The sequence below is a fragment of the Micromonospora sp. NPDC004540 genome, from assembly GCF_040610095.1.
In the GTDB taxonomy this organism is placed as follows: domain Bacteria; phylum Actinomycetota; class Actinomycetes; order Mycobacteriales; family Micromonosporaceae; genus Micromonospora.
This window is the reverse complement of the sequence record NZ_JBEXLR010000023.1, coordinates 1-25,962: the sequence shown is the minus strand read 5'-3', so window position 1 is coordinate 25,962 and position 25,962 is coordinate 1. Positions and strand designations below refer to the sequence as shown.

Sequence of the window (25,962 nt, the reverse complement as noted above, 5' to 3'; positions counted from 1 at the left end):
AGGAGCGAACGATGACGAACCCACAGTCCCCCTGGCAGCCGCAGTACCCGCCGCCGGTCGGGGCGCCTCAGGGCGGTCAGCCGGGGTGGCCGCCCGTGCCGCAGACCGGTCAGCCGGCCTACCCGGGGCAGCCCGGACAGCCGGCGTATCCGGGACAGCCGGGGCAGTACGCGTACCCCCCGCCGGGCTGGCCGGGGGCGGGCGGGACCGCGCCGGCGGCGCCCAAGCGGCGCGGGCGCCTGGCGCTGCTGATCGGCGGCGGGCTGGTGGCCGTGCTGGCCGTCGGCGCCGGCACCGCCTGGGGCGTCTCCCGACTGGTCGGCGGCGGCTCGGGCGGGGACGGCGAGCTGAGGACCGCCTGGGTGCTGGACTTCCCCGAACGGCAGGACACCGGCCTGACCACCTACGACCAGCAGGACATGTTCGGCGCCTGGCTGGCCGGTGACACGGTGGTCCGGGCGCAGGGTGACGGGCTGCTCGCCTACCGGCTCGCCGACGGCGGGCAGGCGTGGGGCGCGCCCGCCCCGGAGGGCACCTCGCTCTGCGTCGCGGCGCAGGCGGTGACCGAGGGACGGGGTGCGGTGGCGGTCGGCTCCGACCGATCCTGCAACACGGTCGCCGGCTTCGACCTGGCCAGCGGCAAGCTGACCTGGCAGGCGAAGTTCCCGGCGCCGGTCCGCGAGGGCCGGGACGCGCTGGCCGCGCCGGACCTCTCCGTCGCCGGCCAGCAGGTGATCGTCCGCTCCGACGACACCATGATCGGGTTCTCCCTCGCCGACGGGAAGCAGTTGTGGCGCACCACCGGGGAGAAGCTGCTGCCCGGCCGGGACTGCGGATTCAAGGACATGCGGGCCGCCGGCGAACTGGTCGTGGTCACCTACGGCTGCTCCATCGGCGGTGAGGTGGACGCCATCGACCCGGCCACCGGCAAGGTGCGCTGGCGGCAGCGGCTGCCCGAGACGAAGGTCACCGACGGCGTGCTGAGCGTGCAGCCGTTGATCAGCCTCCCCGCGCTGGGGCACGACAGCTACACCGTGCGGGACCCGAAGACCGGCCGGGAGACGGCCTCCTTCACCGACCCGGTCGACGGCACCGAGCTCTGGGACGTGCCGCCCAACCGGTCCAACGCGATCGACGGTCCGGCCGTCTACCAGTGCCTCGCCGACGACGACACGCTCTACTACCCGACGTTCCCGAAGAACGTGCCGAACTCGGGCCGGTCGGCCAACCAGATCATCGCCATCGACCTGGCCACCGGGAAGCGGCGCTGGGTGTCGTCCGGGCACAGCGCCAGCAAGGTCGAGCTGATCCGCCGGGACGAGCAGGGACTGCTGGCCTGGGAGACCGGCGACCGGCGGAAGCTGCCGCCGCGGCTGGTCCGGATCGACCCCGCCACCGGCACGGTCAGTCCGGTGGCCGAGGGGCCGCTGTCGGCCGGCTTCGAGGGCGAGGACGCCAAGGTCCTGGAGCGGGACGGGGTTGTGGTGATCGTGCCGTGGAAGCACGTCGTGGCGGACCGCGCGATCACCGTACTGCGCTGAGGAGGGGCGGTCCGGGTGGACCGCCCCTCCTCGTCGAACCTGATCAGCCGACCACGGCGATCAGCTGCGCGTCCCTGAGCACCGCGGGTTCCGGCTGCTCGGCGACCTTGCGCCCCTTCGCGTCGACCAGCAGCAGGACGTGGCCGCCGCCGTCCTCGACCCGGACCACCATCGAGCCGTCCGCCTGGAAGAACACCTGCTTGAGCGCACGACCGCCGAGCGGCAGGTCGACCACCCTGCCGGTCGCTGTCTCGAGCACCGCGTTGACCCGCAGGAGGCGACCGACGTCGCCGGCGTCCTCACCCTTCCTGATGCGGAAGAGAGCGATCCGGGTGGCATCGGGAGCGAGGCTGGCCACCTGGTGGGACTGCCAGGCACCGGTCTCGGAAAGACCGGGCACGGCACGCTGCTTCCTGCCGTCGGTGTCGTACAGGGCGACACCGGCGTCCGTGTTCATCGCGATGGTCCGGCCGTCCGCCGACCAGATCGCGTGGCATGCATCCGGACGGCTGCTCCACCACCGCACCGTGCGCCGGTCGCTGGCGGTGTCGAGCACGCCGACCTTGTCCGGCCCGCCGGTCGCCAGGACCGTCTGGAACAGCAGGTGCCGCGAGTCCGGCGACCAGGTGGGCGTGATGCAGTACTCGTCGACGTCGCTCACCATCGACTGCTTGTTCGAGCCGTCGATGTCGGAGACGTAGAGCGTGCCGACATCCTTGGCGTCGAAGCCCCGCTCCACCCAGGCGAGCCGCCGACCGTCCGGTGAGACGCTGGCGTTGCTCAGGGCCCAGATCTTCGGCAGCGCGGCCAGGGTGGTCGGCTGCAGGCCGGGACGCCAGGACCGTAGCCGCACCGTCGGCGAGCCCCCAGACCCCTGAGCCGGGCCGTAGAAGAGCCGGCCGAACGTCGCGCCGGCGGCGGGCGCGCCGCTGGCCGTGCTCGGGTCGGTCGACGGCTCCCGGGAGGGCTGCGGGGTCGGGGTCACCTCGACCGGCGGCCAGCTGCTGGTGATCGACGGGCCGGCCGGCGCGGGTGCCGGTGCCTGGCCGTTCGGGCGGATGGCGAGCGCGGTCCCGGTCGCGGCGGCCAGCACCACCAGGGCGGCGGCCGAGGTGGCGACGGCCCGCTGGATGCCGAGCCGGCGCGAGGTGCGCAGGGCCCGGTTCCGCAGGTCGACCGGGGTGACCTCCTCGGCCAGCTCGGCCAGATCGAGGCGAAGGCGGTCCTGGTTCATCGGGCGCTTCCTTCCGTGACGTAGAGCTGGGCGAGTTCCGGGGCGACGGTGCGCAATTTGGCCAGGGCCTTCGAGGTCTGGCTCTTGACGGTGCCGACGGTGACGCCGAGCAGGTCGGCGGCCTCGGTCTCGGTGCGGTCCTCGAAGAACCGCAGCACCAGCACGGCCCGCTGCTTGGTGGAGAGCTTCGCCAGCGCGGCCCGAAGGGTCAGCCGGAGCGTGGTCTGCTGGGCGTGGTCGGGAGCCGGGTCGCCTCCGCGCGGCTCGGGCAGGTCACCCGGCATCGACTCGGCCACCCGGCGGCGCCGCCACCAGGAGACCTGCAGGTGGTACATGACCTTGCGGGTGTACGCCTCGGCGTTGCCGCTGGCGTGCAGCCGGCTCCAGGAACGGTGTGTCCGGGCCAGGGCGGACTGGACGAGGTCCTCGGCCAGGTGCTGGTCGCCGGTCAACAGGTAGGCCGAGCGCAGCAGTGCGGGGGTACGGGTTCGCACGAACGAGTCGAACTCATTCAGGAGAGGGTCCACACGAGCCGATCCTTGGGGTCAGGTGGTGCATCATCGTGACGCCTCCCAAGACGCCACCTCACACCCGCATGGTTGCCGGCCGGCTCACCGGTCTTTGACGATCTTGTTCAGTCCTGTGCCCGACACCCTCCTGGGAGAACTTGTTCTATCTTCACGCCATGGGTGCGTTGAAGCCGTGGCATCTGTTCGTCCTGGCCCTCTGCTGTCTGCTTCCCACGGCGGCAGCGGTCGCGGGCGGGGTGTGGGCGGTGCTCCGCTCCCGCCGGAAGGGTTAGCCGGCAGCAAAGGTGGAGTCGATCAATTGGAGCTGAACAGCGCTGAGTGGATGCCCGAAGAGGAGGTCTTCCGGGGAATCGCGGCTCGCGTCGCCGCTCTCGATTACAGCGACCAGGTCTTCGTCCGGCCCGGCCACCTCGACGCCGACGCCGACGCCGGAGCGTGGCGCGGCGCGACTGCCGCCGAGTACGACGCCGCGCTGGTCGAACACAGCTGAGGGGCCGCCCGTCGCCTCAGAGGTACAGGCAGAACGGGTGGCCGGCCGGGTCGAGGTGGACGCGGACGTCGTCCTGGGGTTGGAAGTCGGCCACCGTGGCGCCCACGGACACCGCGTGCGCCGACGCCGCGTCGAGGTCGTCGACCTTGATGTCGAGGTGCGCCATCATCTGCGGCTCGCCCGGGCCGGCCGGCCAGACCGGCCGCACGTACGCGGGCTCCGTCTGGAACGAGAGCCCGGCCCCGCCCGCCGGCGCGACCAGGGTGACCCAGTCCGGCTCGTCGTCCCGCCGCGACCACCCGAGCAGGCGTTCGTAGAACGCGGCAAGCTCCCGTGCGTCGGGCGAGTCCAGCACCGTGGCAGTCAGCGTCATCCGGGGCCTCTCATCCATGCCCCTCTTCCTACCCACGCCGACGGCGATCAGCCGAATAGGATCGCCCAGCCGGCTCGGCGCCCCGTACGCTGCGGCAATGCTGCTTCGCATGTCGACACTGCTGCTCCGGACCCTCCGCGAGGACCCGGCCGACGCCGAGGTGCCGAGCCACCGGCTCCTGCTCCGCGCCGGCTACGTCCGCCGCGCCGCGCCGGGGGGCTACACCTGGCTGCCGCTGGGCAAGCTCGTGCTGGACCGGGTCACCGAGATCGTCCGCGCGGAGATGGCGGCGATCGGTGACCAGGAGGTGCACTTTCCGGCGCTGCTGCCGGCCGAGCCGTACCGGACCAGCGGGCGGTGGACGGAGTACGGCGACGACATCTTCACCCTCGAGGACCGCAAGGGCGCCGAGCACCTGCTCGCCCCGACCCACGAGGAGATGGCCGCGCTGCTGGTGAAGGACCTGTTCAGCTCCTACCGGGACTTCCCGGTGACGCTGTTCCAGATCCAGACGAAGTTCCGGGACGAGGCCCGGCCCCGGGCCGGCCTGCTGCGCGGGCGCGAGTTCCTGATGAAGGACGCCTACTCCTTCGACCTCGACGAGGCGGGGCTCCAGGCCGCCTACGACCGGCACCGCGACGCGTACCAGCGGATCTTCACCCGGCTCGGGCTGGACTTCACCGTGGTGCACGCGATGTCCGGGGCGATGGGCGGCTCGGCGTCGGAGGAGTTCCTGGCCGCCACGCCGGTCGGCGAGGACACCTACGTCGGCTGCACCACCTGCGACTACGCGGCCAACACCGAGGCCGTGGTGACCCGGGCGCCGGCGGCCGGCGACCCGGACGCGCACCCGGCCACGGAGGTGCACGACACCCCGGAGACGCCGACCATCGCGTCCCTGGTCGAGCTGGCCAACGCCCGCGCGCTGGCCGGCCGGACCGGCTGGACCGCCGCCGACACGCTGAAGAACCTGGTGCTGGCCGTACGCCGGCCGGGCGCCGAGCGGGCGGAGCTGCTGGTGATCGGCCTGCCCGGCGACCGGGAGGTGGACCTGAAGCGGGTCGAGGCGGCGCTGGCCCCGGCCACCGTGGCGGTCTTCGACGACTGGGCGGCGCACCCGGAGCTGGTCCGGGGCTACCTCGGGCCGCAGATCCTCGCCAAGCACGACGTCCGCTATCTGGTCGACCCCCGGGTGGTCACCGGCACCGCCTGGCTGACCGGCGCGAACGAGCCGGGCCGGCACGCCACTGACGTGGTCTGCGGGCGGGACTTCACCCCGGACGGGACGATCGAGGCCGCCGAGGTGCGCCGGGGTGACCCCTGCCCGGCCTGCGACGACGGTGAGCTGACCATACGGCGGGGCATCGAGGTGGGGCACATCTTCCAGCTCGGCCGCCGGTACACCGACGCCTTCGCGGTCGACGTGCTCGGCGCCGAGGGCAAGCCGGTCCGGCCCACCATGGGCTGCTACGGGATCGGCGTCTCGCGGGCCGTCGCGTCGGTCGCCGAGCAGCACCACGACGATCGAGGGCTGGTCTGGCCGGCCGAGGTTGCGCCGTGCGACGTACACCTGGTGGCGGCCGGAAAGGGGCCGCAGCTCGACGCGGCGCTGGAGCTCGGCGGGCGCCTCTCCGCCGCCGGCCTGCGGGTGCTGGTCGACGACCGCACCCACGTCTCGGCCGGGGTGAAGTTCACCGACGCCGAGCTGATCGGCATTCCGCGCGCCGTCGTGGTCGGCCGCCGGCTGGCCGAGGGGTACGTCGAGCTGCGTGACCGGGCCTCCGGTGAGCGGATCGAGTTGCCGGTGGACGGCCTGGTCGAGCGGCTGCTCGACGAGCCGCGTGGGGCGCGCCGCGACCGGGTGTAGCGGACGCGCCACGGGGTACCGCAGTCGGATCGACCGAGGTGTTTCGGAGGCTCTCATGTACCGGGTCAGTGACGTGATGACCAAGCAGGTGGTCTACCTGCCCGCGGAGACTCCCCTGGACGAGGCGGCCAGGGTGATGAAGGAGTCGGACATCGGCGACGTGGTGGTCACCGACGGAGCCACCCTCGCCGGCATGCTGACCGACCGCGACATCGTGGTGCGGGCGGTGGCCGAGCGGGCCGACCCGGGGAGCACCACGATCGGTTCGATCGTCACCCGCGAGGTGGTCATGATCGAGCAGCACTGCACCGCGGGCGAGGCGGCCGCGCTGATGCGCGAGCGCAACATCCGGCGGGTGCTGGTCTGCGACAACGACCGCAAGCTGGTCGGCATCGTCTCCCTCGGCGACCTTGCCATGCAGCTCGACCCGAACTCCGCGCTGAGCGACATCAGCGAGGCCGCCCCGAACATGTGATCCGCCCGACCCGGTGCCCTCCCGGCCGACCCCGGAGGGCGCCGGGTTCCCGGCGGTAGCCTGGCGGTCATGTCCGAGATGCCGAGCAAGCTGGCCGAGATCGTCGACGAGTTCGCCGCCGCCCCGCGCGACGTGGTGCTGGAGATGCTGCTGGAGTTCTCCGACGTGATCCCGCCGCTGCCCGAGGGGGTGGACCGGGAGGACCTGGAGCAGGTCCCGGAGTGCCAGACCGCCTTCTTCCTGCGGGCCGAGGTCAACCCGGACAAGACCGTGAGCACGATCTTCGACTGCCCGCCGGAGGCGCCGACCACCCGGGCGTTCGCCGGCATCCTCGCCGAGGGGCTGGCCGGGGCGACCGCCGAGGACGTGCTGGCCGTTCCGGACGACCTCTACCAGCGGATGGGCCTGGCCCAGGCGATCAGCCCGCTGCGGGTCCGCGGCGGCACCGCCATCCTGGCCCGGCTGAAGCGCCAGGTCCGGGAACAGATCTCCTGATCGACGGGTTGTCGCTGGTCATGGAGATCGAGATCTACGCCGACGTCGTCTGCCCCTGGTGCTGGATCGGCAAGCGCCGGCTGGAGCAGGCCCTGGCGAGCTACGACGGCGAGGTGACCGTCCGGTACCGGCCGTTCCAGCTCGACCCGACGCCGGTGACCGAGCCGCGACCGCTGATCGAGGCGCTGGGCGCGAAGTTCGGCGGCCGGGACAAGGCCGAGGGCATGGCCGCTCACGTCACCCAGGTCGCCAAGGGCGCGGGGATCGACATGCACTTCGACCGCGCGGTGGCCGCGAACACCTTCGAGGCGCACCGGCTGGTCCGGTTCGCCACCGAGCGGGGCCGGGCCGCCGAGCTGGTCGAGCGCCTCTACCGGGCGCACTTCCAGGACGGGATCGACGTCGGGTCGACCGACGCGCTGGTCGAGCTGGCCGCCGAGGTGGGCCTGGACGAGACCGAGGCCCGCGAGTATCTGGAGTCGAACCTCGGCCGCCGCGAGGTGGCCGCCGACCTGAGCGCCGCCCACCAGCTCGGCGTCTCCAGCGTGCCGACCTTCGTGCTGGCCGGGAAGTACGCCGTGACCGGCGCCCAGGAGCCGGAGACCCTGCTCGCCGCCCTCCACGAGGTGGCGCAGCGCGAGGCGGCCGCCTGATGTTTCACGTGGAACAAGATCGATGCGAGTGATGGCCTAGGCCGGCCGGGCCAGGTCCTCCACCACCGTTGCCCCGGGCAGCGCGCCGAGCGCCGGCCCGGGCAACGCGATCTTGCTGTGCCGTACGCCGGATCCGATGATCACGTGCGGCGTGGCGATCACCCGCGAGTCGACCAGGATCGGCCAGTCCTCGGGAAGCCCGATCGGGGTGATCCCGCCGTACTCCATCCCGGTCAGCTCCACCGCGTCGGCCATCGGCGCGAAGCTCGCCTTGCGCACGTCGAGCAGCCGGCGGACCACGCCGTTCACGTCGGCCCGGGTGGTGGCGAGCACGATGCAGGCCGCGTACCGGGTCTCGCCGCCCCGCTTGCCGGCGACCACCACGCAGTTGGCCGACTCCTCCAGCCCCACCTCGTACGCCGCGCAGAACGCCGCCGTGTCGGCCAACTCGGCGTCGATCGGGGCGACCAGCACGTCGTCCACGTCCACCGGCGCCTCGTCCGGCCACCGCTCGATCGCCGCGGCGACCGGCGCCGCCAGCAGGTCCAGTCGGGTACGGGCGGGCTCGGTCTTCAGCGTCCCCATCACGGGTGCGATCCTCGCACCCGCCGGGCGACACCGCTCACCGACGTCCCGACCGGCCCGGATGCCGGACGTCAGCTGCCGGTGAGGAACGCGTTCTCGCGGGCGAACGTCCGGTCCTGGTGGACCGCCAACTCCTCGGCCCGCACCTGCTCGGCGCGGTGGGTCTCCACGTCCTCGATGCCGTGCCGGACCCCGAGCCGGATCACGCCGTAGAGGAAGACGAAGCCGAAGACGTACAGGATCACGGTGGTGAGGAAGACCAGCATGCGGCCACGGTAGGGCGGCCCGGAACCGCAAGAGGTTTCATCTCCGGCCGGTTCCCCCGTACGTGTCGGCGAGGTGGTCGGCCCAGGTCCGGGCGCCGGTCGGGGTGGCGGTCGTGGTGAGCCCGCCGGCGCGCAACTCGCGGCCGAGCCGACCCGGGATCCGCACCGGCAGCAGTGGACGCCGCGACCGCCGGACCTGCCGCCAGGCGCGGACCGCCTCGTCGTAGCGGAGCACCTCCGGGCCACCGAACTCCTCGATCCGGCCCGACGGGCCGGCGGCCAGCATCGCGGCGAGCCGGCCCGCCACCTCCTCGGGGTCGACCGGCTGGGCGAGCACCGCCCGGTCCCCGAGCACCGGGCCGAACCGGCTCGCGGCCCGCAGCAGCTCCTCCAGGAACTCCGGGAACTGGGTGGCCCGCAGCACGCTCCACGGCACCGGCCCGGCGGCCACCACCTGCTCGGCGGCGAGCTTGTGCCGGTAGTAGCCGAGCGGCACCCGGTCGACGCCGACGATCGAGACGTACACCAGGTGGCCGACCCCGGCGTGCCCGGCGGCCAGCACCAGCCGGCGGGTGCCCAGCACGTCGATCTCGTGGGTCCGCCGGTTCGGCGAGGTGGCCAGGTGGAGCACCGCCTCGACCCCGTCGACCGCCGCGGCCAGCCCTTCGCCGGTGGCCAGGTCGGCCGCCACCCACTCCACTCCGGCGTCGCTACGGGCCCGGCGGCTCACCGCGCGGACGACATGCCCCTCGTCGCACAGCCGGGGCAGCGCCACCCGCCCGAGCCGTCCGGTCGCCCCGGTCACCAGCACCCGCATCGCCGCTCCTCTCCCGCGTCCGTCCACCGGACGGGCCGGCCGGCCGGATCGTGACGCCCGGCCTTCCGTGCCCCGATCCTGCGGTTCCGGGCCAGGCGGCGCGGGCGGATCCGGTGGTCAGGCGGTCGCGGCCGGCCGGCGCACCACGCGGCCGGCGAGCAGCACCCCCAGCAGCCCGCAGCCGGCCGCCACGGCCAGCGTCGTCGCGTAGCTCGCCCGGCCGGGCGCCGAGCCGGCGGCCAGCACGGCCCCGGTCAGCGCCAGCACGGTGGCGGCGGAGAGCGAGTCGCCCAGTTGCAGCGCCGAGCTGTTCCGGCCCTGCTCGGCGGGGGCGGACAGGTCCAGGGTGAGCACCGACAGGGACGGGTAGAGCAGCCCCATGCCAAGGCCGGCGACAGCCCAGGCCAGCACCGCGAGCGCCACCGGCAGGGCCGGCAGGAGGGCCAGCGCGACGCCGGCCGTGCCGACGGCGATGCAGGTCAGCCCGGTCCGCGGCAGGGTGGCGGCGGACCGCGGCGCGGCGATCCGGCCCTGGATCCAGGAGCCCACCGACCAGGAGAGCGCGCCGACGGTCAGCACCAGCCCCGCCGCGGTCGGCGAGAAGCCCCGCTCCCGGGACAGCATCAGCGGGATCACCACCTCCGCCCCGGCGAACGCCGCCGAGGCCAGGCCGCGCAGGCCGATCACCGTCGGCAGCCCCCGCGCGGCCCGCAGGAACCCGGCGGGCAGCAGCCGCGGTACGCAGAACAGCAGCCCGACCAGCGCCGCGGCGATCAACCCGGCGGCGAGTGCGCCGCGCTGCTGCCCCCCGTAGTGCAGCAGTGCGGCGCTCGCCCCCGCCCCGCAGGCCCAGCCGATCCGGGCCAGCGCGCCGACCGGCGGCCGGGTCGGCACGGCCGCGTCCAACGCCCGCAGGCCGGGCTGGACCAGCAGCACCGCCGGCACCGCGACCGCCGGCACCGCGAGGAACACCCAGCGCCAGCCCAGGTGCTCGACGATCAGCCCGGCCAGCGCCGGACCGACCAGCGACGGGACCACCCAGGCGGCGGCGAACGCGGCGAACACCCGCCGCCGCAGGTCCTCCGGGTACGCCTGCCCGACGATCACGTAGAGGGCGACGGAGAGCAGCCCGGAGCCGAAACCCTGCACGACCCGCCCGACGACCAGTACCTCCATGGTGGGCGCGGCGCCCGCCACCACCAGGCCGGCCACGAACCAGGCCACCCCGTGCCACATGGCCGGGCGCGGCCCCCGGGCGTCGCACCAGATGCCGGAGGCGACCATGGCCACCACCCCGGAGGCGAACGGGCCGCCGAAGGCGAGCGCGTAGAGCCCGAGCCCGTCCAGCGTGCGGGCGACCGTCGGCATGGCGGTACCCACCGCGAGGGCCTCGAAGGCGAGCAGCGACACCAGGGCGACGCTGCCCACGGTCATCGCCCGCAGCCGCGGCGACCAGAGGTGTGTGGGCGGGGCCGGCGCTGCGGCGGTGGCGGTCGACATGGGCTCAAGCCTCTGACCTCAACCGGGATTGAGGTCAACGGTGAGCCGCGTCTCGTCAGGCCGACTCCAGCGCCTCACCCACCCCCTTCACCAGTCCCGAGTAGTGCTGGTCGGCCAGGAGGTGCCCGGCGGTGATGACCAGGGCCAGCGGCCACTCGATGACCTGGAGCGCGGCGAGCACGCCCAGCCCCGCGTAGTAGGTCAGCTTGTCCGGCGGTGGCACGGCCACCTCGCCCAGCATCGGGATCTCCACCCGCCGGCAGTACGTCTTGATCATTTCCCGCGACCCGTTGAGGTTTCGTGTCAGCGTGCTCATCCGCGCCTCCCCGGTTCCGACGACGACATCGCTGTCCAAGCGGCATTCCACCGGCATCCCCGTCCATGCCCCGGGCAGTGCGGAAACTTCCCCCGCCCGAGGGGCATAACGGACGCTGCGCCGGGAAGTCGGGCCGCCGGGACCAGGTACGGGAGGCGAAATGGCGTACGGCTGTTGCGGCGGGAGCACCGGAAAGCGGGGCCGGCAGCCCGGCCGTACGCCTCGATGACCTCGCTGGGCCGCGTCGCCGGCCTCCTGCTGTCGCCGGCCGCCGTGCCCGACGCGGTGGCCCGGGTCGCGCGTACCGTCGCCACCGCCGTGCCGGACAGCGTCGCCGACGCGGCGGGGAGCGTGGGCGCGGCGGCGACCCGGGTGGCCCGCCTCGCCGGGCTGACCCGGCGACGGGTCTGGTCGCGCGACGGCCGCCACCACATCGAGGTGCACGGCGTCTGCCAGGACGGCGGGGACCGGCTGGCCCGGCAGGTCGAGGCGGCGCTGGAGGCGCAACCCGGGGTGGCCTGGGCCCGGGTCAACGCGCCGTCGGGCCGGGTGGTCGTGGCGGTCGAGGAGCCGAAGCCGAAGCTGCGCGACCTGATCGCCACCGTGGCGCGGACCGAGCGGAGGTGCCCGCACGAGCCGGACCCGGAGATCCCGCCGCCGCATCCGCCCGAGGAGGGGCCGCGCACTCCCCGCACCCTGGGCGCGCTGGCCTCGGACGCGCTCGGCCTGACCATCTCGGCGGCCACCCGGATCCTGCCGTTCGCCCCGGTCCCCGGCGAGGTGGCCGGCTTCCTCGCCGCGGTCGACCTGCACCCGAAGCTGCACGCGCTCGCCGACCGGGGGCTGCGCGCCGATCCCCGCGCCGACCTCCTGTTCCCGCTCGCTGAGGCGGTGGTCCAGGGCCTCACCGGCGGCTGGGCCGGCATCGTGCTCGACGGCGCGCAGCGGGTGGTGCAGTGGGGCGAGGCGCGGGCCCAGCTCGCCGCCTGGGCGAAGGCGGAGCCGAGGCTGACCGGCGAACCGGACCGCGCGGTCGCCCGGGTGCCGGCCGGCGAGCGGCCCTGCCCCAAACCGAACGGCCCGGCCGAGCGCTACGTGAGCCGGGCGCTCGCCGCCGGCGCGGCCGCCGGTGCGGCGGCATTGCCGGTGGCCGGCGGGAAGCGGGCCGCCGCGCTGGCCCTGTCGTCGCTGCCCAAGGCCCCGGGCAGCGGCCGGGAGGGGTACGCCGCCCAACTCGGCCGGATGCTCGCCCGGCGCGGCGTCATCGCCATGGACCGCCGGGTGCTGCGCGAGCTGGACCGGATCGACACGGTGCTGCTGGACGCCGCCGTGCTCGGCTCCGACCGGGGTGTGCTGGCCGACCTCGCGCCGCTCTCCGGTGCGGACACCGGCCAGGTGGCCGCCCGGGCGTTCGCGCTGTTCGACCCGGCCGCCCCGGAGGCCGTCCGGAACGCCGACGGCTGGCGGCTCGGGCCGCTGGACCGGATGGACGTGGCGAACCCCGGGGACACCCCGGACAGCACGAGGCTGCGCGCGGACGGTGGCCGGCTGCTCGGGCTGGCCGAGGGCAGGCGGCTCGCCGCCGTGCTGCGGGTCGAGCCGGAGCCCGTCCCCGGGGTGGAGGCCCTGGCGACCGCCACCCGCCACGCCGGCCTGCGGCTCGTGGTCGCCGGCGACGACGACGGCCGGTACGACTTCGCCGACGCCCTGGTGCCCGGCGGTCCCCGGCTCGCCGACTCGGTCCGCGACCTGCAACGCGAGGGCGCCGCGGTGCTGGTGGTCTCCGGCGACCGGGCCGCGCTCGGCGCCGCCGACTGCGGGCTGGGCGTCTCCGCCCCGGAGGACCTGCCGCCCTGGGGCGCGCACCTGCTGGTCGGCGACGACCTGCGGGTCCCCGCGCTGCTCATCGACGCGACCGGGGTGGCCCGGCGGATGACCACGCAGAACATCCGGATCGCGATGGCCGGTACCGGGCTGGGAGCGCTCGGCGCGTTCACCGCCGACCGGGAGCGGCTGCCCGTGCGGACCCTCGCCGCGGTGAACGGGGCCGCCGCGCTCGCCTTCGCGCACGGCGTCTGGCGGGCCCAGCGGCTGCCGGACCGCACCCGTACGCCGGCGCCCGCGCTCACCGCCTGGCACCTCATGCCGGTGGAGACCGTCCTCGACCAGCTCGGCAGCCACGCCGAAGGGCTGACCGGGGAGGAGGTGACCCGCCGCCGACGCGCCGTGGCCGCGGACGGGCACGGCCCGGCCGGGTTGCTCCGCGCGTTCGCGGACGAGCTGTCCAACCCGCTCACCCCGGTGCTCGCCGCCGGGGCGGTGCTCTCCGCCACGTTCGGCTCGCTGGTCGACGCCGCGCTGGTCGGCGGGGTGGTGGGCGGCTCGGCGCTGATCGGCGCGGTGCACCAGCGCAACACCGAGCGCTCGCTGGCGGCGCTGCTGTCCCGCTCGGCGGTGACCGCCCGGGTGCTGCGCGACGGCGCGGAGCAGGTGGTGGCCGCGGAGGAACTGGTGGCCGGGGACGTGGTCGCGGTGGGGCCGGGCGACGCCATCCCGGCCGACTGCCGGGTGCTGACCAGCGACGGGTTGGAGGCCGACGAGTCGTCGCTGACCGGCGAGTCGCTGCCGGTCGGCAAGACCGCCGAGCCGGTCGTGGCCGCGGCGGTCGCCGAACGGCACTCGATGCTCTACGAGGGCACCACGGTCGCCGCCGGGCACGGCACCGCCGTGGTCGTGGCCACCGGCGAGGAGACCGAGGCGGGACGGAGTCTCGCCCTGGCCCGGCAGGCGCCCCCGGCCAGCGGGGTGGAGAGCCGGCTCGGAAAGCTGACCAACGCCGCCGTGCCGCTGGCCGCGGGTTCGGCGATCGCGGTGGCCGGGGCGGGGCTGCTCCGGGGCGTACCTCTGGTGGAGACGGCGGCGACCGCCGCGAACCTGGCCGTGGCCTCGGTGCCCGAGGGGCTGCCGTTCCTGGTCAGCGCCGCGCAGCTGGCGGCGGCGCGGCGGCTGGCCGAGCACGGCGCGCTGGTCCGCAACCCGCGGACCATCGAGGCGCTGGGCCGGGTCGACGTGCTCTGCTTCGACAAGACCGGCACCCTCACCGAGGGGAAGCTGCTGCTGGCCGGGGTGGGCGGCGGCGACGACCGGTACTCCCCGCCGGACCAGCTGGACGGCCCGCTCCGGCTGACCCTGGCCGCGGCGCTGCGGGCCACCCCCGCGGCGGCCGACCCGGACGAGCTGCCCCAGCAGACCGACCGGGCGGTACGCCGCGGCGCGGGCACCGCCGGCGTGGTCGAGCAGACCGGCGCGCCGGACTGGGCCGCGGTGGGCGGGCTGCCGTTCGAGCCGTCCCGGGGCTACCACGCCACGGTCGGCCGCACCGCCGACGGGCTGCTGCTCAGCGTGAAGGGCGCGCCCGAGTCGGTGCTGCCGCGGTGCGCGGCGACGCGGACCGCCCGGGGCGACACGCCGCTGGACCCGGCCGGCCGGGACGCGCTGCACGCGATGCTCGCCGAGCGGGCCGGGGCCGGGCACCGCGTCCTGGCCGTGGCCGAGTGCCCGGTGGGCGCCGAGTCGGTGACCGACGAGCAGGTCGACGGGCTGGTCTTCGTCGGCTTCCTGGCGATCGCCGACGGGGTGCGGGACAGCGCCGCGCCCGCGGTGCGGCGGATCCGGCAGGCCGGTGTGCACACCGTCATGATCACCGGAGACCACCCGGCCACCGCCGAGGCGATCGCCGCCACCATCAGCCCCGACCACGGGGAGCAGCGGGTGGTCACCGCCACCGAGCTGGACCGGCTCGACGACGAGTCCCTCGCCGAGCGGATCATGGCCACCGACGTGGTGGCCCGCTGCACCCCGGCGCACAAGGTGCGGATCATCCAGGCGCTGCAACGCCGGGGCCGGACGGTGGCGATGACCGGCGACGGCGCCAACGACGCCCCGGCGATCCGGCTCGCCGACGTGGGCATCGCGCTCGGCCAGCGCGGCACCCCGGCGGCCCGCGCCGCCGCCGACCTGGTGGTCACCGACGACCGGCTCGAGACGATCATCGCCACCCTGGTGGAGGGGCGGGCCATGTGGTCGTCGGTCCGCCACGCGCTGAGCATCCTGGTCGGCGGCAACCTCGGCGAGATCGCGTTCAGCGTGCTGACCGCCGCCGGCACCGGCCGGTCGGCGCTCACCGGCCGGCAACTGCTCCTGGTCAACCTGCTCACCGACCTGGCGCCGGCGCTGGCCATCGCGGTCCGCCCGCCCGCCTCCGACCGGGCCGACCACCTGCTGCGGGAGGGACCGGACACCTCGCTGGGCGAGACGCTGACCCGGGAGATCGCGCTCCGGGCCGGTGCCACCACGCTGGGTGCGACCGCCGGCTGGACACTCGCCCGGTGGACCGGCCGGGAGCGCCGGGCCGCCACGGTCGCGCTCGCCTCGCTGGTCGGCACCCAGCTCGGCCAGACCGTGCTGGCCGGCGGCACCAGCCCCGCCGTGCTGGCCTCCACCGCCGCCTCGATCGGCGTCCTGGTCGCCGTGGTGCAGACGCCCGGGGTCAGCCAGTTCTTCGGCTGCACCCCCCTCGGCCCGGTGGGCTGGAGCATCGCCGCCGGCTCCGCGCTCGGCGCCACCTTCGCCAACGGCGCGCTGACCCGGCTGGTCGACCGCCTTCCGCAGCCCGGCCTCCGCCCGCACGGCGAGCCCGCTCAGGGGTACGGCGAGGGGCATGACGCCTGAGGTGACCTTCATCGGCTTCCGCTCTCCGCTGCGGCACTTCGTCGAGGAGGCCCGGCGGCGCGGCTTCATCCGGCAGGTACGCACCATCCACCGGGGCGAGACCGTGCCGCTGACACCCTGAGCCGCTGCCCCTGACGCGGCTCGCCGCCCCGACCGGCGCGGGCCGGAGGGGCGGCGAGCGGTGTTCCGGTCGCGGTCAGGAGCGCTCGGAGATCGCCTCGATGAGGTCGCCCACGGGGCGTTCCGGCAGCGAGCGGGCCACGTCGGCGACGGCCACGATGCCGACGAGCTCGTGCCCGTCGATCACCGGGAGCCGGCGTACCTTGTGCTCGCCCATGGTCCGCAGGATCTCGGCCGCGTCGTCGTCCGCGCCGATGGTCACGGCCTCGCCCTGGGCCAGCTCACCGGCGGTCACGGCGGCCGGATCCTTGCCCTGGGCCAGCACCTTCACCACGATGTCCCGGTCGGTCACCATGCCCTTGAGGCGGTTGTCGTCGCCGCAGATCGGCAGCGAGCCCACCCCGAGCTCGGCCATCCGTCGGGCGGCGGTCCGGAGGTCGTCCTGCTCCCGGACACAGCTCACGTTGCTGGTCATGATTTCGCGTGCGGTCGGCATTGGCATGACACCTCACTTTCGGGGGGTTGTTACCCGTACCTCCTACCCCCGCCAGCCGGAGCCATGCCGACGACATGCACGGCCGGCCGGTGGGAACACCCGCGGTGGAGGTGATCGAGATGTCGTTCGTGCAGATCATGGAGTACCAGACGGACCGCCCCGACGAAGTACGCCGACTCAACGAGGAGTGGACACGCGAGCACCCGTCCCCCGGGCCCGCCCGGGTGACCTTCGCGGAGGACCGGGAGCGGCCCGGCCACTACGTCATCGTCGCCGAGTTCGACAGCTACGAGCAGGCCATGGCGCACAGCGGCCGCCCCCAGACCGGCGCGTACGCCGAGCGCATCCGCCAACTCGCCAGCGGCGAACCCCGGTACGTCAACCTGGACGTGACGCAACAGCAGACGTAAAGCGGTCGATCGAGGACCGGCACGGCGGCTAGGGTGCCGCCGTGCCGTCACCTCGCCTGGAGCAGATCACCCCGGACAACGTCCTGGCCGCCTGCGCGATCGCCGTCCGTCCCGACCAGGAGGGGCTGGTCGCGCCGGTCGCCCGGTCGCTCGCCGAGGCGTACGCCCAGCCGGCGGTCGCCTGGCCCCGGCTGATCGTCGACGACGACCGGCCGGTGGGCTTCCTGATGGGCTTCCTCGACATCCGGTGGCGTCACGATCCGACCGACGTCCGGTCCGGCCTGTGGCGGCTGAACATCGCCGCGGACCAGCAGGGCCGGGGCTACGGGCGGTTCGCCGTGGCGGCGCTCGCCGACGAGTTGCGCCGCCGGGGCACGGACCAGATGTTCGTCACCTGGGCACCCGGCCCGCACGGCCCGGAACGCTTCTACGGCCGCCTCGGCTTCCGGCTCACCGGCGAGCTGAGCGGCGACCAGGTGGTCGGCGAACTGGCCCTCTGACGGGTCAGTGCCAGGTGGCGGCGGCCCGCCGCAGCCGGTCGTTGATCGCCCGGCCCACGCCGACCTCGGGGACCGGCTCGGCGACGATCTCGGTCACCCCGGTCGCGTCGAGCCGGTGCAGGGCGTCGAAGAGCCGCGCGGCCGCCGCGGTCAGGTCACCCTCGGGCGACAGCACCTCCACCGCCGCCCAGTCACCCCGCGCCGGCGGCTCCCGGAAGGCCAGGAACCCCCGCCGGCCGCCGTCCCCCTCGGCCGCCGCGCCCAACCGCAACGGGGTACGCGGGGCGTAGTGCGCGGCCAGCGTCCCGGGCGCCACCGGCTGCCCCGAGCTGCCCGGGCGCACCTCGACCGGTCCGACCGCCTCGACCAGCGCCTCCACCGGCAGCGCGCCCAGCCGGAGCACCACCGGCCGCTCGCCCCGGGCGTCCACGATGGTCGACTCGATCCCGCACCGGGTCGGCCCGCCGTCGAGCACCACGTCCACGGCGCCACCCAGCCCGGCCACCACGTGCTCGGCGCGGGTCGGGCTCAGCTGCCCGAACCGGTTGGCGCTGGGCGCGGCCACCGGCACCCCGGCGGCGGCGATCAACGCCCGCGCGGACGGCTCGTCCGGCACCCGGACCGCCATGGTGTCCAGGCCGGACGTGACGATCGGCGGGATCACCGCCGGCCGGTCCACGATCAGGGTGAGCGGGCCGGGCCAGAAGCGCTCGACCAGCGCGGCCACCGCCGGCGGCACCGCGCCGACCAGGCCGGGCAGGTCGGCGGCATCGGCCAGGTGGCTGATCAGCGGGTCGAAGCTCGGGCGGGCCTTCGCCTCGAAGATCCGGGCCGCCGCCCGGGCGTCCAGCGCGTTCGCGCCCAGCCCGTAGACGGTCTCGGTGGGGAAGGCGACCAGCCCGCCGGAGCGCAGGACGGCGGCGGCCTCGGCGATGCCGCTGCCAGCCGGCAGGACGCGCGGGGATCCGGTGCTCACGCACCGACGCTAGCCTGCGGGGGGCGGCGGCCCGGCACTACCCTGCCTCCATGGGCAGGCGGCTGGCGCTCGCGGTGGCCGGCGTCCTCGTGCTGGTCGGCTGTCTGGGCCTGCTGACCGCCGTGCCGGCCGTCCAACGGGCCCTCTCGCCGCACGCCGAGCCCACGCCCCTCCCGCTCCGCCTCGCCGGCCCCCGCTACGACGACCTCACCGTCGACCTCAACCCCGGCCGGTACGCCGTCTGGGCCACCCGGCCGACCAGCGCCCCCGACCGCGACCGGTGCCGGGTGACCGGCCCGGACGGGCGGCCGGTGCCGGCGGACGAGCCCGGGCACGTGGTCGAGTGGACCGAGGTGGCCACCGACGACACGACCTGGACCTGGGCGTCGACCTTCGCCGCCCCGGCCGCCGGCAGCTACCGCCTCACCTGCCGGCTCGACCCCGACGCCCCCGGCCAGCAGTACGCGGTGACCCGGGAACCCGACCGCCGGCTCGCCCTGCGCCTTCAGCTGGCACTGTGGCGGGGACTGCTGGTGGCGGCCCTGCCGGCGGGCCTGGTGATCCTCGGCATGACGCTGACCTGGCGCCGCCGGGCGGACTGAACTCGTTTGCGGCCCGCGCCGGGGCCCGACCAGGATGGTCGCCGTGAGCCGGATGAGGATGCACGCCGACGAGGTGCGGACCGACGACGACCTGGTCCGCCGACTGCTCGCCGGGCAGTTCCCGCGCTGGGCCGACCGGCCGCTGCACCTCGTCCCCTCGTACGGGACGGACCATGACGTCTACCGGCTCGGCGACGACCTGGCGGTGCGGCTGCCCCGGATCGGCTGGGCCACGAAGCAGGCGGCCCGGGAGGCCGAGTGGCTGCCGTGGCTCGCCCCGCGCCTGCCGCTCGCCCTGCCCGTGCCGGTGGCCATGGGCCGCCCCGCCGAGGGCTACCCCTTCGACTGGTCGGTCTACGAGTGGCTGCCGGGTGAGAACGCCAACGCCGGCCTCGACGACCTGGACCGCGCGGCGGTCGACCTGGCCGCCTTCGTCGCGGCGCTGCGGCGGATCGACACCTCTGGCGCGTACCCCCGGCCGCCGCGTGCCCGGGGCGCCGACCTCGCCGAACTCGACGAAGGAGTCCGCGACGCCGTACGCCGGCTCGGCGACCGCGTCGACGGCGGCGCGGTGCTGCGGGCCTGGCAGGAGTCGCTGGACGCGCCGGCCTGGGACGGGCCGGGGGTCTGGCTGCACGGCGACCTGCTGCCCGGCAACCTGCTGGTGGTCGACGGCCGGCTCTCCGCGGTCATCGACTTCGGCGGGCTCAACGTCGGCGACCCGGCCTGCGACCTGCAGCCGGCATGGAACGTCTTCACCGGCTCCAGCCGCGCCCGGTTCCGGGCGGAGCTGGAGGTGGACGACGCCTCCTGGCTGCGCGGCCGGGGCTGGGCACTGCTCCAGGCGGTGATCGCCCTGCCCTACTACTGGGACACCAACCCGGGGATCGTCCGGCAGACCTCCCACGCGCTGCGCGAGGTGCTGGCCGAGGCCCGCTGAACGGCGCGCCCGCGGGTAGAAACGGTCGTGGTGCGCCGCCGACGACGGGCGGGCCCGAGGAGGGACGAATGACCGACGACGACCGCCCGCGCAAGCGCGTCGAGAGCGCCGACGACCTGGTCACCTGGCTGCAGTGGCTCGCCGACGACGTGGCCCGGGCCCCGGACGCCGTGGTGAACCTGGAACTCGACCAGTTCCTGGCGGCGTGTGCCACCCAGCTCCGCGACCGGGCGCGCCTCCAGCGCCGGGCCGGCCGACCCGGGCCGGCCCAGCCGTCCTGGCAACTCCTCGCCGACGTGCTGTACGACGCCGCCCACCACTACTGACCGTCGGACCCGTCGGTCGGGTCGGGCGCCGTGTCCGGCAGGGTGGGTGCGTCGGTGGGGTAGAGACCGGCGGCGAACCCGTACACCTGGTCGCCGGAGCGAGGGATCTGCGCGAAGCGGCGGACGAGCGCCTGGACCTCCGCCCAGAACGTCCGCACGTCCTCGATCGGGATGCGCGCGTGGACGAGCGTGCACCGCAGCTCGTCGGCGGCGTGGGCCGCGGCGGCCTCGGCGGCGGCCTCGGCGAGCCCGTTCATCCGCGCCACGACCTGCTTGTCCTCCGGCCGGTTGAGCACGCCGACGTAGAAGGTGCGGGCCACCCGGCCGTAGAACCGCTCCTCGATCGCCCGCACCCGTCGGGTCCGCACCACCCGGAGCAGCCCGGCGTCGACCAGCAGGTTCACGTGGTAGGCCACGCTGCTCTTCGGGCGGTCGACCGCGCGGGCCATCTCGTTGACCGTGGCGGCCCGCTCCAGGACCAGCTCCAGGAGGGTGCCGCGCAGCGGGTCGGCCAGCGCGCGCAACTGCTCGGGTGCGGTGACGACGAGCATCTCGTCGAGGTCGTAATCCGGGATCTGCTGATTGACCGACATTTCTCGACCGTTCTAGAATTCTGGATCATTCGATCACTCTGGTTCGTTGACAGGAGTCTAGAGATGGCGGACATCGTTCTCTTCCACCACATCCAGGGCCTCACCGACGGCGTACGCGCCTTCGCCGACCACCTGCGCGCCGGCGGGCACACCGTGCACACCCCCGACCTGTTCGACGGCGAACAGCCGGCGACCATCGAGGACGGCGCCGCGCTGACGAAGCGCATCGGCGGCGAGGTGCTCGACGAGCGGGCCGACCGGATCGTGGCCGACCTGCCGAAGGATCTCGTCTACGCCGGCTGCTCCTGGGGCGCCGCCACCGCGCAGCGGCTCGCCCAGACCCGGCCGGGCGCGCGCGGCGCCCTGCTCTACGAGTCCTGCCTGCCGGTCACCGGCGAATGGGCCGTCGGCCCGTGGCCGGACGGCGTTCCGGTGCAGATCCACGGCATGGACAAGGACCCGTTCTTCGCCCTGGAGGGCGACATCGACGCCGCCCGCGAGCTGGTGGGGATCGTCGGACCCGACCGGGGCGAACTGTTCGTCTACCCGGGCGCGGCACACCTGTTCACGGACAGCTCGCTGCCGTCCTACGACGCGGGCGCGACGGCGCTGGTGGTGCGGCGCTCGCGGGAGTTCCTCGACCGGCTGGGCTGACCGATCAGTGGCACAGCACCACCACGTTGGCGAAGAGACCGCACGACGCCACCGTCGCCAGCGCGATCGCGCCGGCCGCCCGGAACGCGACGTCGGCGCCACCGCGTCCGCGCCGGGTGACCGACAGCGTCTGCTCCAGGACGACCAGGAACACCCAACCGAACAGCAGCAGCGTGAGATAGAAGTCCCAGGCGGGGTTCCCGAACGCGCTCGCGTTGCCGTTGCCGCCGTAGTTGGGGCAGTCCTCGAAGCGGGTGATCGGCCGGAGGACCGCCAGCAACGAGGCGAAGAAGGCCCCACCGACGAGGCAGACCCAGAAGCCGCTGAGCCGGGACGCCCGCTGGCGGTCTTCGATCATCGCGTCAGCCTAGAGGCAGGCCGGTTCGAGTTCGACGTGGTTTGCAGAGCCGTCCTGCGCCAGGGAATCAGCCACGGGAATGGGGAGCCATGTCGACGCTTATCGGTTTGCCGCCTGCCAGCCAGATCGGCTAGGAAGCTTGCATGCTTAGGGGCAGCAAGGTCGGGCTCAGGGCCCGGCACGAGGACGACATCCCGATCCTGCGGGCCGAGCTCTACGACGACGTGGTCAACTCCTCGCGGGCCGGGGGCCAGCCGTGGCGGCCGATCACGCCCGGCTCAGAGGATCCGCGGCTCGTGGTGGACGACAAGGATCAGCGGAGCGTCTCGTTCTCCGTGGTGGAGCTGGACGGCGGCACACTGGTCGGCACCGCGACGCTGTGGGGCATCGACAACCACAACCGGTCCGCGCACATCGGCCTCGGACTGCGGCCGTCCGCCCGCGGCAAGGGCTACGGCACCGACGTGGTCGCGGTGCTGTGCCACTACGGTTTCGTGGTGCGCGGCCTGCAGCGGCTGCAGATCGAGACGCTGTCGGACAACGCCGCGATGCTGCGCTCCGCCGAGCGCAACGGCTTCGTCCGCGAGGGCGTGCTGCGCTCCTCGGCCTGGGTGATGGGCGAGTTCCTGGACGAGGTGCTGCTCGGGCTCCTCGCCCAGGACTGGAAGCCGGACTCGAAGGCCTAGATGGACGTGATGACGAAGGCCTCCGGTTTGGAGTGGAGCCGTCCAGGAACCGCTCCGCCAACCAGGAGGCCTTCGTGTCCCACGCAAACGCCGCGTCGACTCCCGGCTCATCACCGCACTGGCGGCTCGCCGAACCTGCCCTCCGAGATCAGCGTGTCAGCTTCGATCTCCTCCGCTGTCCAAGCGTGACTACAGAAGTCATCCACCGCGATGCCACCGAGACGCAGGAGCGAAAGGGCGAGGGCGACCATGCTCTGTCTCCGTGACAGCCGGTACTGGATCTGCACCCCCCAAGCGGGCCGGCGCCCGACGGCCTGTTCGAGGCTCGCAACGTCGTCAGGCTCCCAGTCGAGGTACAGGCCGCTGCCCTCGTCAACCAACCACACGTAGATCGGCCCGGCTGCCACCCATTGATCCGGCTGAGGCTCCGCCAGCTCGTTCAGGACGCGGATGACGTCCGCTCGTGGCGCGGTGGGGAAGATGAAAGCCGCCTCGCTCATGCAGCGACCGTAGAGCACCTTCAGTTTGAAGAGCGCTGTCGCCCTGCCGGGCAGGGCGCTGCTCGTCCGGCAAATGCTTCAACGGACCGAGCATGATCTGCGGGTGCGCTCTCGGAACTCGAAATCAGCCGAGGAAGATGCTGGTGGAGCCCAGGGGACTTGAACCCCTAACCCCTGCCTTGCAAAGATCAAGACACCTGTCGGCCCGCGTCGGCTACTGCCGTTGGCCTGCTCATCGTGTCGGTTGGCGCCGCCGGTCATCCGTGTCCGTCCGCCGGCTTGTGCTGTATGGATGGCTGTACTGGACCGCGATAATGCGCTGATGGCAGACCCAAGCCGCTACCCCTTCGTACCGAGATCCAACCGGCATCTCCGAGCAGGGCAGTACTGGGCTCTACCGCTGCGGAGCGGGCGCTTCGCTTGTGGGCGAGTCATGACCGTTCCGGCCTTCGGGCCGAGGGATCGGGTTGGTGTAGTCGTAGGGCTGATGGACTGGCTGGGTCAGGAGTCTCCTACCTCGGAACAGATCGCCGGTCGTCCCGTCCTTGAGCAAGCCAAGTCGCGGTTCGAGGCGATCACTAACACTGGCGGTGAGGTGCTGGGGATACGCCCCCTCGATTTGGACGGCCTGGTCGCTGATGACCCCGATGCGTCGCACGTCGGGGCGGTCCACCGAGTGTGGGGTTGGCACACCATAGCCAACCGGGCTGAGGCGTACTTCGCCTAGAGGCGAGCGTCAGTTTGGAAGAGAGCGCTCAGCCGGTCCTAATGCCTGAAACGCCTAGCTGCGGGAGCCTCCTTGCCAGCCGCTACTGCCCGCTGGTGACCGCTCAGGTCAGCGGCTACTGGCCCGTGCCAGCATGTTGTCGGTATCCCCGCGCTTCGAGCAGTTGATCGGCTCCGGGCTGTCGCCGCGACGTCGGGATATCGGGCAGGGAAGATCTACGCCCGGCCGTAGGCGGGACGCCGCGCCGTCCGGATCTGTCATGCTGATCGGCCAACTCTCTCCCCCGGGCGCCGTCGGAGGACGCAGTGACTTCTGTGAGCAGGCAAGACCTAGCGGCGGAAGCGGTGCACGTGTGGCCCCGCACCTTGGTAGGGGCGGGGTTGCTGGCCTCGACCCTCGTGGCGGGCTACTTGACCGTGGTGCAGGGCAATGGCCCGGCATGGTGGCTGGCGTGGTGGCTTCCGGTCCTGATTGCGGCAATGCCCTTGGTCGCTGGGCACCGTCGGCCGTTTCGGAACGCCTGCTTGGCAAGTGCGGTGCTGATACTGGTCCTGGCGGTCCTGGGCTTCTGGCTCCTGTCGTTCGTCCACGTTCCGACCGCGCTCATTCTTCTATCCGCTGCGGCCGCGGATCCGCGGCAGGCGCCCAAGCGGGCTTGTGTGGCGGTGGTCATGGGCGGATTGGTGGCGGCGATAGCAACTACGCTATTCGTCACGGCCTGGGCGAACTCCTCGCCATAGCTGGCCCGCTAAGCGCCAAAGGCCTTGAACTCCTGAGACAAGGCATCGTTCCCGGGCTGCGCGCCCTCCCACACAGCACACAGCGAGGTCATAACTCACGGCGGGGGTCTGCCGGCAACAACCACCGACAGCAGGGGTAAGGCGTCATCGGCGTTTCCTGGCGGATCTCTGAGGAGGGCCGGGGTTCGGGGCGGAGCCCAGAGGTCCTCTCAGATCGTGTCATCCCTCAATGTGGCCGGCGCGGCCCGCTTTGCGGGCCGCCTTGATCAGGGCGAGGAGCTGCGCACGGTGATGGAGCTGCTCGGGCACTCCACGATCCGGATGACGGCCGACACCTACGGACACGTTCTGCCGGCGCGGGCGCGTCAGGCTGCCTCGGCGATCGATCGCGTGTTGGGCGAGGAGGGGACAGCGTGACCGCTTGGCTGTACAAATGGCTGTACTCGGGACCGAGATCAACCAAGAAAAGTGCTGGTGGAGCCCAGGGGACTTGAACCCCTAACCCCTGCCTTGCAAAGGCAGTGCTCTGCCAGTTGAGCTAGGGCCCCGAGGCGGGCGGAGTCGCCCGGTGCTGTTAGTCGGAGGAGGCGCGGTCAGCGCAGGTCGGGCGCGGTGGTCGCCTCGTGCCAGAGGGCGCGCTCGTCGTTCGAGGCCTTGATCTTCTTGGCCACGACGGCGGCGACGCCGACGACGCCGGCCAGGATCAGGAGCTTCTTGAACATGGGCTTGACCCCTCGCGCTCGACTACCGTCGGACGGTGTGCGGTGGGGCTAGCTGGAATCGAACCAGCGACCTCAGAGTTATCAGCTCTGCGCTCTAACCGACTGAGCTATAGCCCCGCGTAGCGACGAGCAAGGTTAACCCATCGCCGCCGTGGCGCCCAAATCGGGGGGCCGTGGCGGCGCGCTCACCCGCGCCACCATGAAACCTACCCGGACATGCGACGCCGGGGCGACCGCTTTTGCGCGGTGCCCCGGCGTCGTCGTCGGGTTCAGTCCCGCTCGGCGAGCGTCAACTCGATCCCGCCGACCAGGTCGGCGCAGACGTTGTAGACGAACGCGCCCAGGGTGGCCAGCGCGGTGAAGAGCACGACGTTGACCAGGCCGATCAGCGCGGAGCTGAGGATCACGCCCTTGGCGGTGATCCGGAAGCCGCCGCCACCCTGGCCGCCGCCGGCGTTCACCAGGTCGGTCAGGCTGTCGTTGACGCTCTTGAACACGCCCATGGCGTCCAGGGCCAGGTAGAGCACCGAGGTGGCGACGACCACCACGATGAAGAGCACCACGGAGACCGCGAACGCGAACTTCATCACGGACCAGGGGTCGATCCGCTTGAGGTTCAGCCGGGCCCGGCGCGGTCCGCGCGACGCGGCCGAGGTGACCGAGGTACGCGCGGCGCGTACCGCCTCACCCACGCGGGCGGCACCGACGGCGGCGGCGCCGCTGATGCCCGGCGGGATCG

At 73.6% G+C, this 25,962-nt stretch carries 31 protein-coding genes and 2 tRNA genes; 16 read left to right on the top strand and 17 right to left on the bottom strand.

Annotation, left to right across the window (positions count from 1 at the left end; all coding sequences use genetic code 11):
• The first annotated feature begins 11 nt into the window (after window positions 1–11).
• Window positions 12–1,541: a PQQ-binding-like beta-propeller repeat protein gene (locus ABZV78_RS11030; RefSeq protein WP_355637513.1), complete on the top strand. Its 1,530-nt coding sequence runs from the start codon at window positions 12–14 to the stop codon at window positions 1,539–1,541.
• Window positions 1,542–1,584: 43 nt separating this feature from the next.
• On the opposite strand, the gene ABZV78_RS11025 is transcribed toward ABZV78_RS11030, so the two are convergent.
• Window positions 1,585–2,775 carry a hypothetical protein gene (locus tag ABZV78_RS11025; RefSeq protein WP_355637511.1) on the bottom strand — a complete coding sequence of 397 codons (1,191 nt, stop codon included), beginning with the start codon at window positions 2,773–2,775 and terminating at the stop codon, window positions 1,585–1,587.
• Window positions 2,772–3,302, bottom strand: coding sequence for a SigE family RNA polymerase sigma factor (locus tag ABZV78_RS11020; protein ID WP_355637509.1), 531 nt, complete (start codon window positions 3,300–3,302; stop codon window positions 2,772–2,774). Before ABZV78_RS11020 ends, ABZV78_RS11025 begins: the two co-directional genes overlap by 4 nt.
• A gap of 301 nt (window positions 3,303–3,603) precedes the next feature.
• Between ABZV78_RS11020 and ABZV78_RS11015 the strand changes: the two genes are divergently transcribed.
• Complete coding sequence (locus tag ABZV78_RS11015; RefSeq protein ID WP_355637507.1) at window positions 3,604–3,795, top strand: hypothetical protein; 192 nt, start codon at window positions 3,604–3,606, stop codon at window positions 3,793–3,795.
• Window positions 3,796–3,811: 16 nt separating this feature from the next.
• On the opposite strand, the gene ABZV78_RS11010 is transcribed toward ABZV78_RS11015, so the two are convergent.
• On the bottom strand, window positions 3,812–4,186 hold the full coding sequence (locus ABZV78_RS11010; RefSeq protein ID WP_355637505.1) for a VOC family protein: 375 nt from the start codon (window positions 4,184–4,186) through the stop codon (window positions 3,812–3,814).
• A 79-nt stretch (window positions 4,187–4,265) separates the two neighbouring features.
• Between ABZV78_RS11010 and ABZV78_RS11005 the strand changes: the two genes are divergently transcribed.
• The 4 genes from ABZV78_RS11005 (at window position 4,266) to ABZV78_RS10990 (ending at window position 7,658) form a co-directional block, all read left to right on the top strand.
• Window positions 4,266–6,035, top strand: a complete 1,770-nt coding sequence (locus tag ABZV78_RS11005) for a proline--tRNA ligase (RefSeq protein ID WP_355637503.1) — start codon at window positions 4,266–4,268, stop codon at window positions 6,033–6,035.
• A 55-nt stretch (window positions 6,036–6,090) separates the two neighbouring features.
• Complete coding sequence (locus ABZV78_RS11000) at window positions 6,091–6,510, top strand: CBS domain-containing protein (RefSeq protein WP_355637501.1); 420 nt, start codon at window positions 6,091–6,093, stop codon at window positions 6,508–6,510.
• 69 nt (window positions 6,511–6,579) lie between these two features.
• Window positions 6,580–7,005 carry a SufE family protein gene (locus tag ABZV78_RS10995; protein ID WP_355637499.1) on the top strand — a complete coding sequence of 142 codons (426 nt, stop codon included), beginning with the start codon at window positions 6,580–6,582 and terminating at the stop codon, window positions 7,003–7,005.
• 20 nt (window positions 7,006–7,025) lie between these two features.
• On the top strand, window positions 7,026–7,658 hold the full coding sequence (locus ABZV78_RS10990; RefSeq protein WP_355637497.1) for a DsbA family oxidoreductase: 633 nt from the start codon (window positions 7,026–7,028) through the stop codon (window positions 7,656–7,658).
• Window positions 7,659–7,694: 36 nt separating this feature from the next.
• On the opposite strand, the gene ABZV78_RS10985 is transcribed toward ABZV78_RS10990, so the two are convergent.
• The 5 genes from ABZV78_RS10985 to ABZV78_RS10965 form a co-directional block, all read right to left on the bottom strand.
• Window positions 7,695–8,243, bottom strand: a complete 549-nt coding sequence (locus tag ABZV78_RS10985; RefSeq protein ID WP_355637586.1) for a YbaK/EbsC family protein — start codon at window positions 8,241–8,243, stop codon at window positions 7,695–7,697.
• Between the two features lie 71 nt (window positions 8,244–8,314).
• A complete protein-coding gene (locus ABZV78_RS10980; protein ID WP_355637495.1) occupies window positions 8,315–8,509 on the bottom strand; it encodes a hypothetical protein in 195 nt (64 codons plus the stop codon).
• A 37-nt stretch (window positions 8,510–8,546) separates the two neighbouring features.
• A complete protein-coding gene (locus ABZV78_RS10975) occupies window positions 8,547–9,326 on the bottom strand; it encodes an NAD(P)H-binding protein (RefSeq protein WP_355637493.1) in 780 nt (259 codons plus the stop codon).
• A gap of 117 nt (window positions 9,327–9,443) precedes the next feature.
• A complete protein-coding gene (locus tag ABZV78_RS10970; protein ID WP_355637491.1) occupies window positions 9,444–10,826 on the bottom strand; it encodes an MFS transporter in 1,383 nt (460 codons plus the stop codon).
• Window positions 10,827–10,881: 55 nt separating this feature from the next.
• Window positions 10,882–11,142 (bottom strand): hypothetical protein, encoded by a 261-nt coding sequence (locus tag ABZV78_RS10965; RefSeq protein ID WP_355637489.1) that lies wholly within the window; start codon window positions 11,140–11,142, stop codon window positions 10,882–10,884.
• Between the two features lie 225 nt (window positions 11,143–11,367).
• Between ABZV78_RS10965 and ABZV78_RS10960 the strand changes: the two genes are divergently transcribed.
• Window positions 11,368–15,873, top strand: coding sequence for an HAD-IC family P-type ATPase (locus ABZV78_RS10960; RefSeq protein ID WP_355637487.1), 4,506 nt, complete (start codon window positions 11,368–11,370; stop codon window positions 15,871–15,873).
• Entirely contained in the window at window positions 15,863–15,994 is a 132-nt protein-coding gene (locus ABZV78_RS10955) for a hypothetical protein (RefSeq protein ID WP_355637485.1), read from the top strand. Before ABZV78_RS10960 ends, ABZV78_RS10955 begins: the two co-directional genes overlap by 11 nt.
• A 75-nt stretch (window positions 15,995–16,069) precedes the next feature.
• Here ABZV78_RS10955 and ABZV78_RS10950 read toward each other — a convergent pair whose 3' ends face one another.
• Window positions 16,070–16,489 carry a CBS domain-containing protein gene (locus tag ABZV78_RS10950; protein WP_355637483.1) on the bottom strand — a complete coding sequence of 140 codons (420 nt, stop codon included), beginning with the start codon at window positions 16,487–16,489 and terminating at the stop codon, window positions 16,070–16,072.
• An 89-nt stretch (window positions 16,490–16,578) separates the two neighbouring features.
• On the opposite strand from ABZV78_RS10950, the gene ABZV78_RS10945 reads away from it, so the two are divergent.
• Window positions 16,579–16,899, top strand: coding sequence for a hypothetical protein (locus tag ABZV78_RS10945; RefSeq protein ID WP_355637481.1), 321 nt, complete (start codon window positions 16,579–16,581; stop codon window positions 16,897–16,899).
• A 41-nt stretch (window positions 16,900–16,940) separates the two neighbouring features.
• Complete coding sequence (locus ABZV78_RS10940) at window positions 16,941–17,399, top strand: GNAT family N-acetyltransferase (protein WP_355637479.1); 459 nt, start codon at window positions 16,941–16,943, stop codon at window positions 17,397–17,399.
• Window positions 17,400–17,403: 4 nt separating this feature from the next.
• Here ABZV78_RS10940 and ABZV78_RS10935 read toward each other — a convergent pair whose 3' ends face one another.
• A complete protein-coding gene (locus ABZV78_RS10935) occupies window positions 17,404–18,351 on the bottom strand; it encodes an L-threonylcarbamoyladenylate synthase (RefSeq protein ID WP_355637584.1) in 948 nt (315 codons plus the stop codon).
• 74 nt (window positions 18,352–18,425) lie between these two features.
• On the opposite strand from ABZV78_RS10935, the gene ABZV78_RS10930 reads away from it, so the two are divergent.
• From ABZV78_RS10930 to ABZV78_RS10920, 3 genes are all read left to right on the top strand, one after another.
• Window positions 18,426–18,977 carry a hypothetical protein gene (locus ABZV78_RS10930; protein ID WP_355637477.1) on the top strand — a complete coding sequence of 184 codons (552 nt, stop codon included), beginning with the start codon at window positions 18,426–18,428 and terminating at the stop codon, window positions 18,975–18,977.
• Window positions 18,978–19,029: 52 nt separating this feature from the next.
• Entirely contained in the window at window positions 19,030–19,917 is an 888-nt protein-coding gene (locus ABZV78_RS10925; RefSeq protein WP_355637582.1) for an aminoglycoside phosphotransferase family protein, read from the top strand.
• Window positions 19,918–19,985: 68 nt separating this feature from the next.
• Complete coding sequence (locus ABZV78_RS10920) at window positions 19,986–20,243, top strand: hypothetical protein (RefSeq protein WP_355637475.1); 258 nt, start codon at window positions 19,986–19,988, stop codon at window positions 20,241–20,243.
• Here ABZV78_RS10920 and ABZV78_RS10915 read toward each other — a convergent pair.
• Window positions 20,237–20,836: a helix-turn-helix domain-containing protein gene (locus ABZV78_RS10915; RefSeq protein WP_355637473.1), complete on the bottom strand. Its 600-nt coding sequence runs from the start codon at window positions 20,834–20,836 to the stop codon at window positions 20,237–20,239. The genes ABZV78_RS10920 and ABZV78_RS10915 overlap by 7 nt on opposite strands.
• Before the next feature lie 63 nt (window positions 20,837–20,899).
• On the opposite strand from ABZV78_RS10915, the gene ABZV78_RS10910 reads away from it, so the two are divergent.
• On the top strand, window positions 20,900–21,490 hold the full coding sequence (locus ABZV78_RS10910) for a dienelactone hydrolase family protein (protein ID WP_355637471.1): 591 nt from the start codon (window positions 20,900–20,902) through the stop codon (window positions 21,488–21,490).
• Between the two features lie 4 nt (window positions 21,491–21,494).
• Here the strand turns inward: ABZV78_RS10910 and ABZV78_RS10905 are convergent, their stop codons facing one another.
• Window positions 21,495–21,848 carry a hypothetical protein gene (locus ABZV78_RS10905; RefSeq protein ID WP_355637469.1) on the bottom strand — a complete coding sequence of 118 codons (354 nt, stop codon included), beginning with the start codon at window positions 21,846–21,848 and terminating at the stop codon, window positions 21,495–21,497.
• Between the two features lie 143 nt (window positions 21,849–21,991).
• Here ABZV78_RS10905 and ABZV78_RS10900 point away from each other — a divergent pair, with 143 nt between their 5' ends.
• Window positions 21,992–22,534: a GNAT family protein gene (locus ABZV78_RS10900; protein ID WP_355637467.1), complete on the top strand. Its 543-nt coding sequence runs from the start codon at window positions 21,992–21,994 to the stop codon at window positions 22,532–22,534.
• Window positions 22,535–22,644: 110 nt separating this feature from the next.
• Here the strand turns inward: ABZV78_RS10900 and ABZV78_RS10895 are convergent, their stop codons facing one another.
• Complete coding sequence (locus tag ABZV78_RS10895) at window positions 22,645–23,034, bottom strand: hypothetical protein (protein ID WP_355637465.1); 390 nt, start codon at window positions 23,032–23,034, stop codon at window positions 22,645–22,647.
• Window positions 23,035–24,717: 1,683 nt separating this feature from the next.
• On the opposite strand from ABZV78_RS10895, the gene ABZV78_RS10890 reads away from it, so the two are divergent.
• Window positions 24,718–24,918, top strand: coding sequence for a hypothetical protein (locus ABZV78_RS10890; protein WP_355637463.1), 201 nt, complete (start codon window positions 24,718–24,720; stop codon window positions 24,916–24,918).
• A gap of 55 nt (window positions 24,919–24,973) precedes the next feature.
• Here the strand turns inward: ABZV78_RS10890 and ABZV78_RS10885 are convergent.
• From ABZV78_RS10885 to ABZV78_RS10870, 4 genes are all read right to left on the bottom strand, one after another.
• A tRNA-Ala gene (locus tag ABZV78_RS10885) sits at window positions 24,974–25,049 on the bottom strand.
• A 45-nt stretch (window positions 25,050–25,094) separates the two neighbouring features.
• The gene (locus ABZV78_RS10880) at window positions 25,095–25,223 is read right to left on the bottom strand and encodes a DLW-39 family protein (RefSeq protein ID WP_208818042.1); all 129 of its coding nucleotides are present in this window, start codon (window positions 25,221–25,223) and stop codon (window positions 25,095–25,097) included.
• Window positions 25,224–25,266: 43 nt separating this feature from the next.
• Window positions 25,267–25,340: transfer RNA gene (locus ABZV78_RS10875), tRNA-Ile, on the bottom strand.
• Between the two features lie 152 nt (window positions 25,341–25,492).
• Window positions 25,493–25,962, bottom strand: a 470-nt coding sequence (locus ABZV78_RS10870; protein ID WP_355637461.1) for a DUF3566 domain-containing protein, incomplete at its 5' end; no start/stop codon positions are given.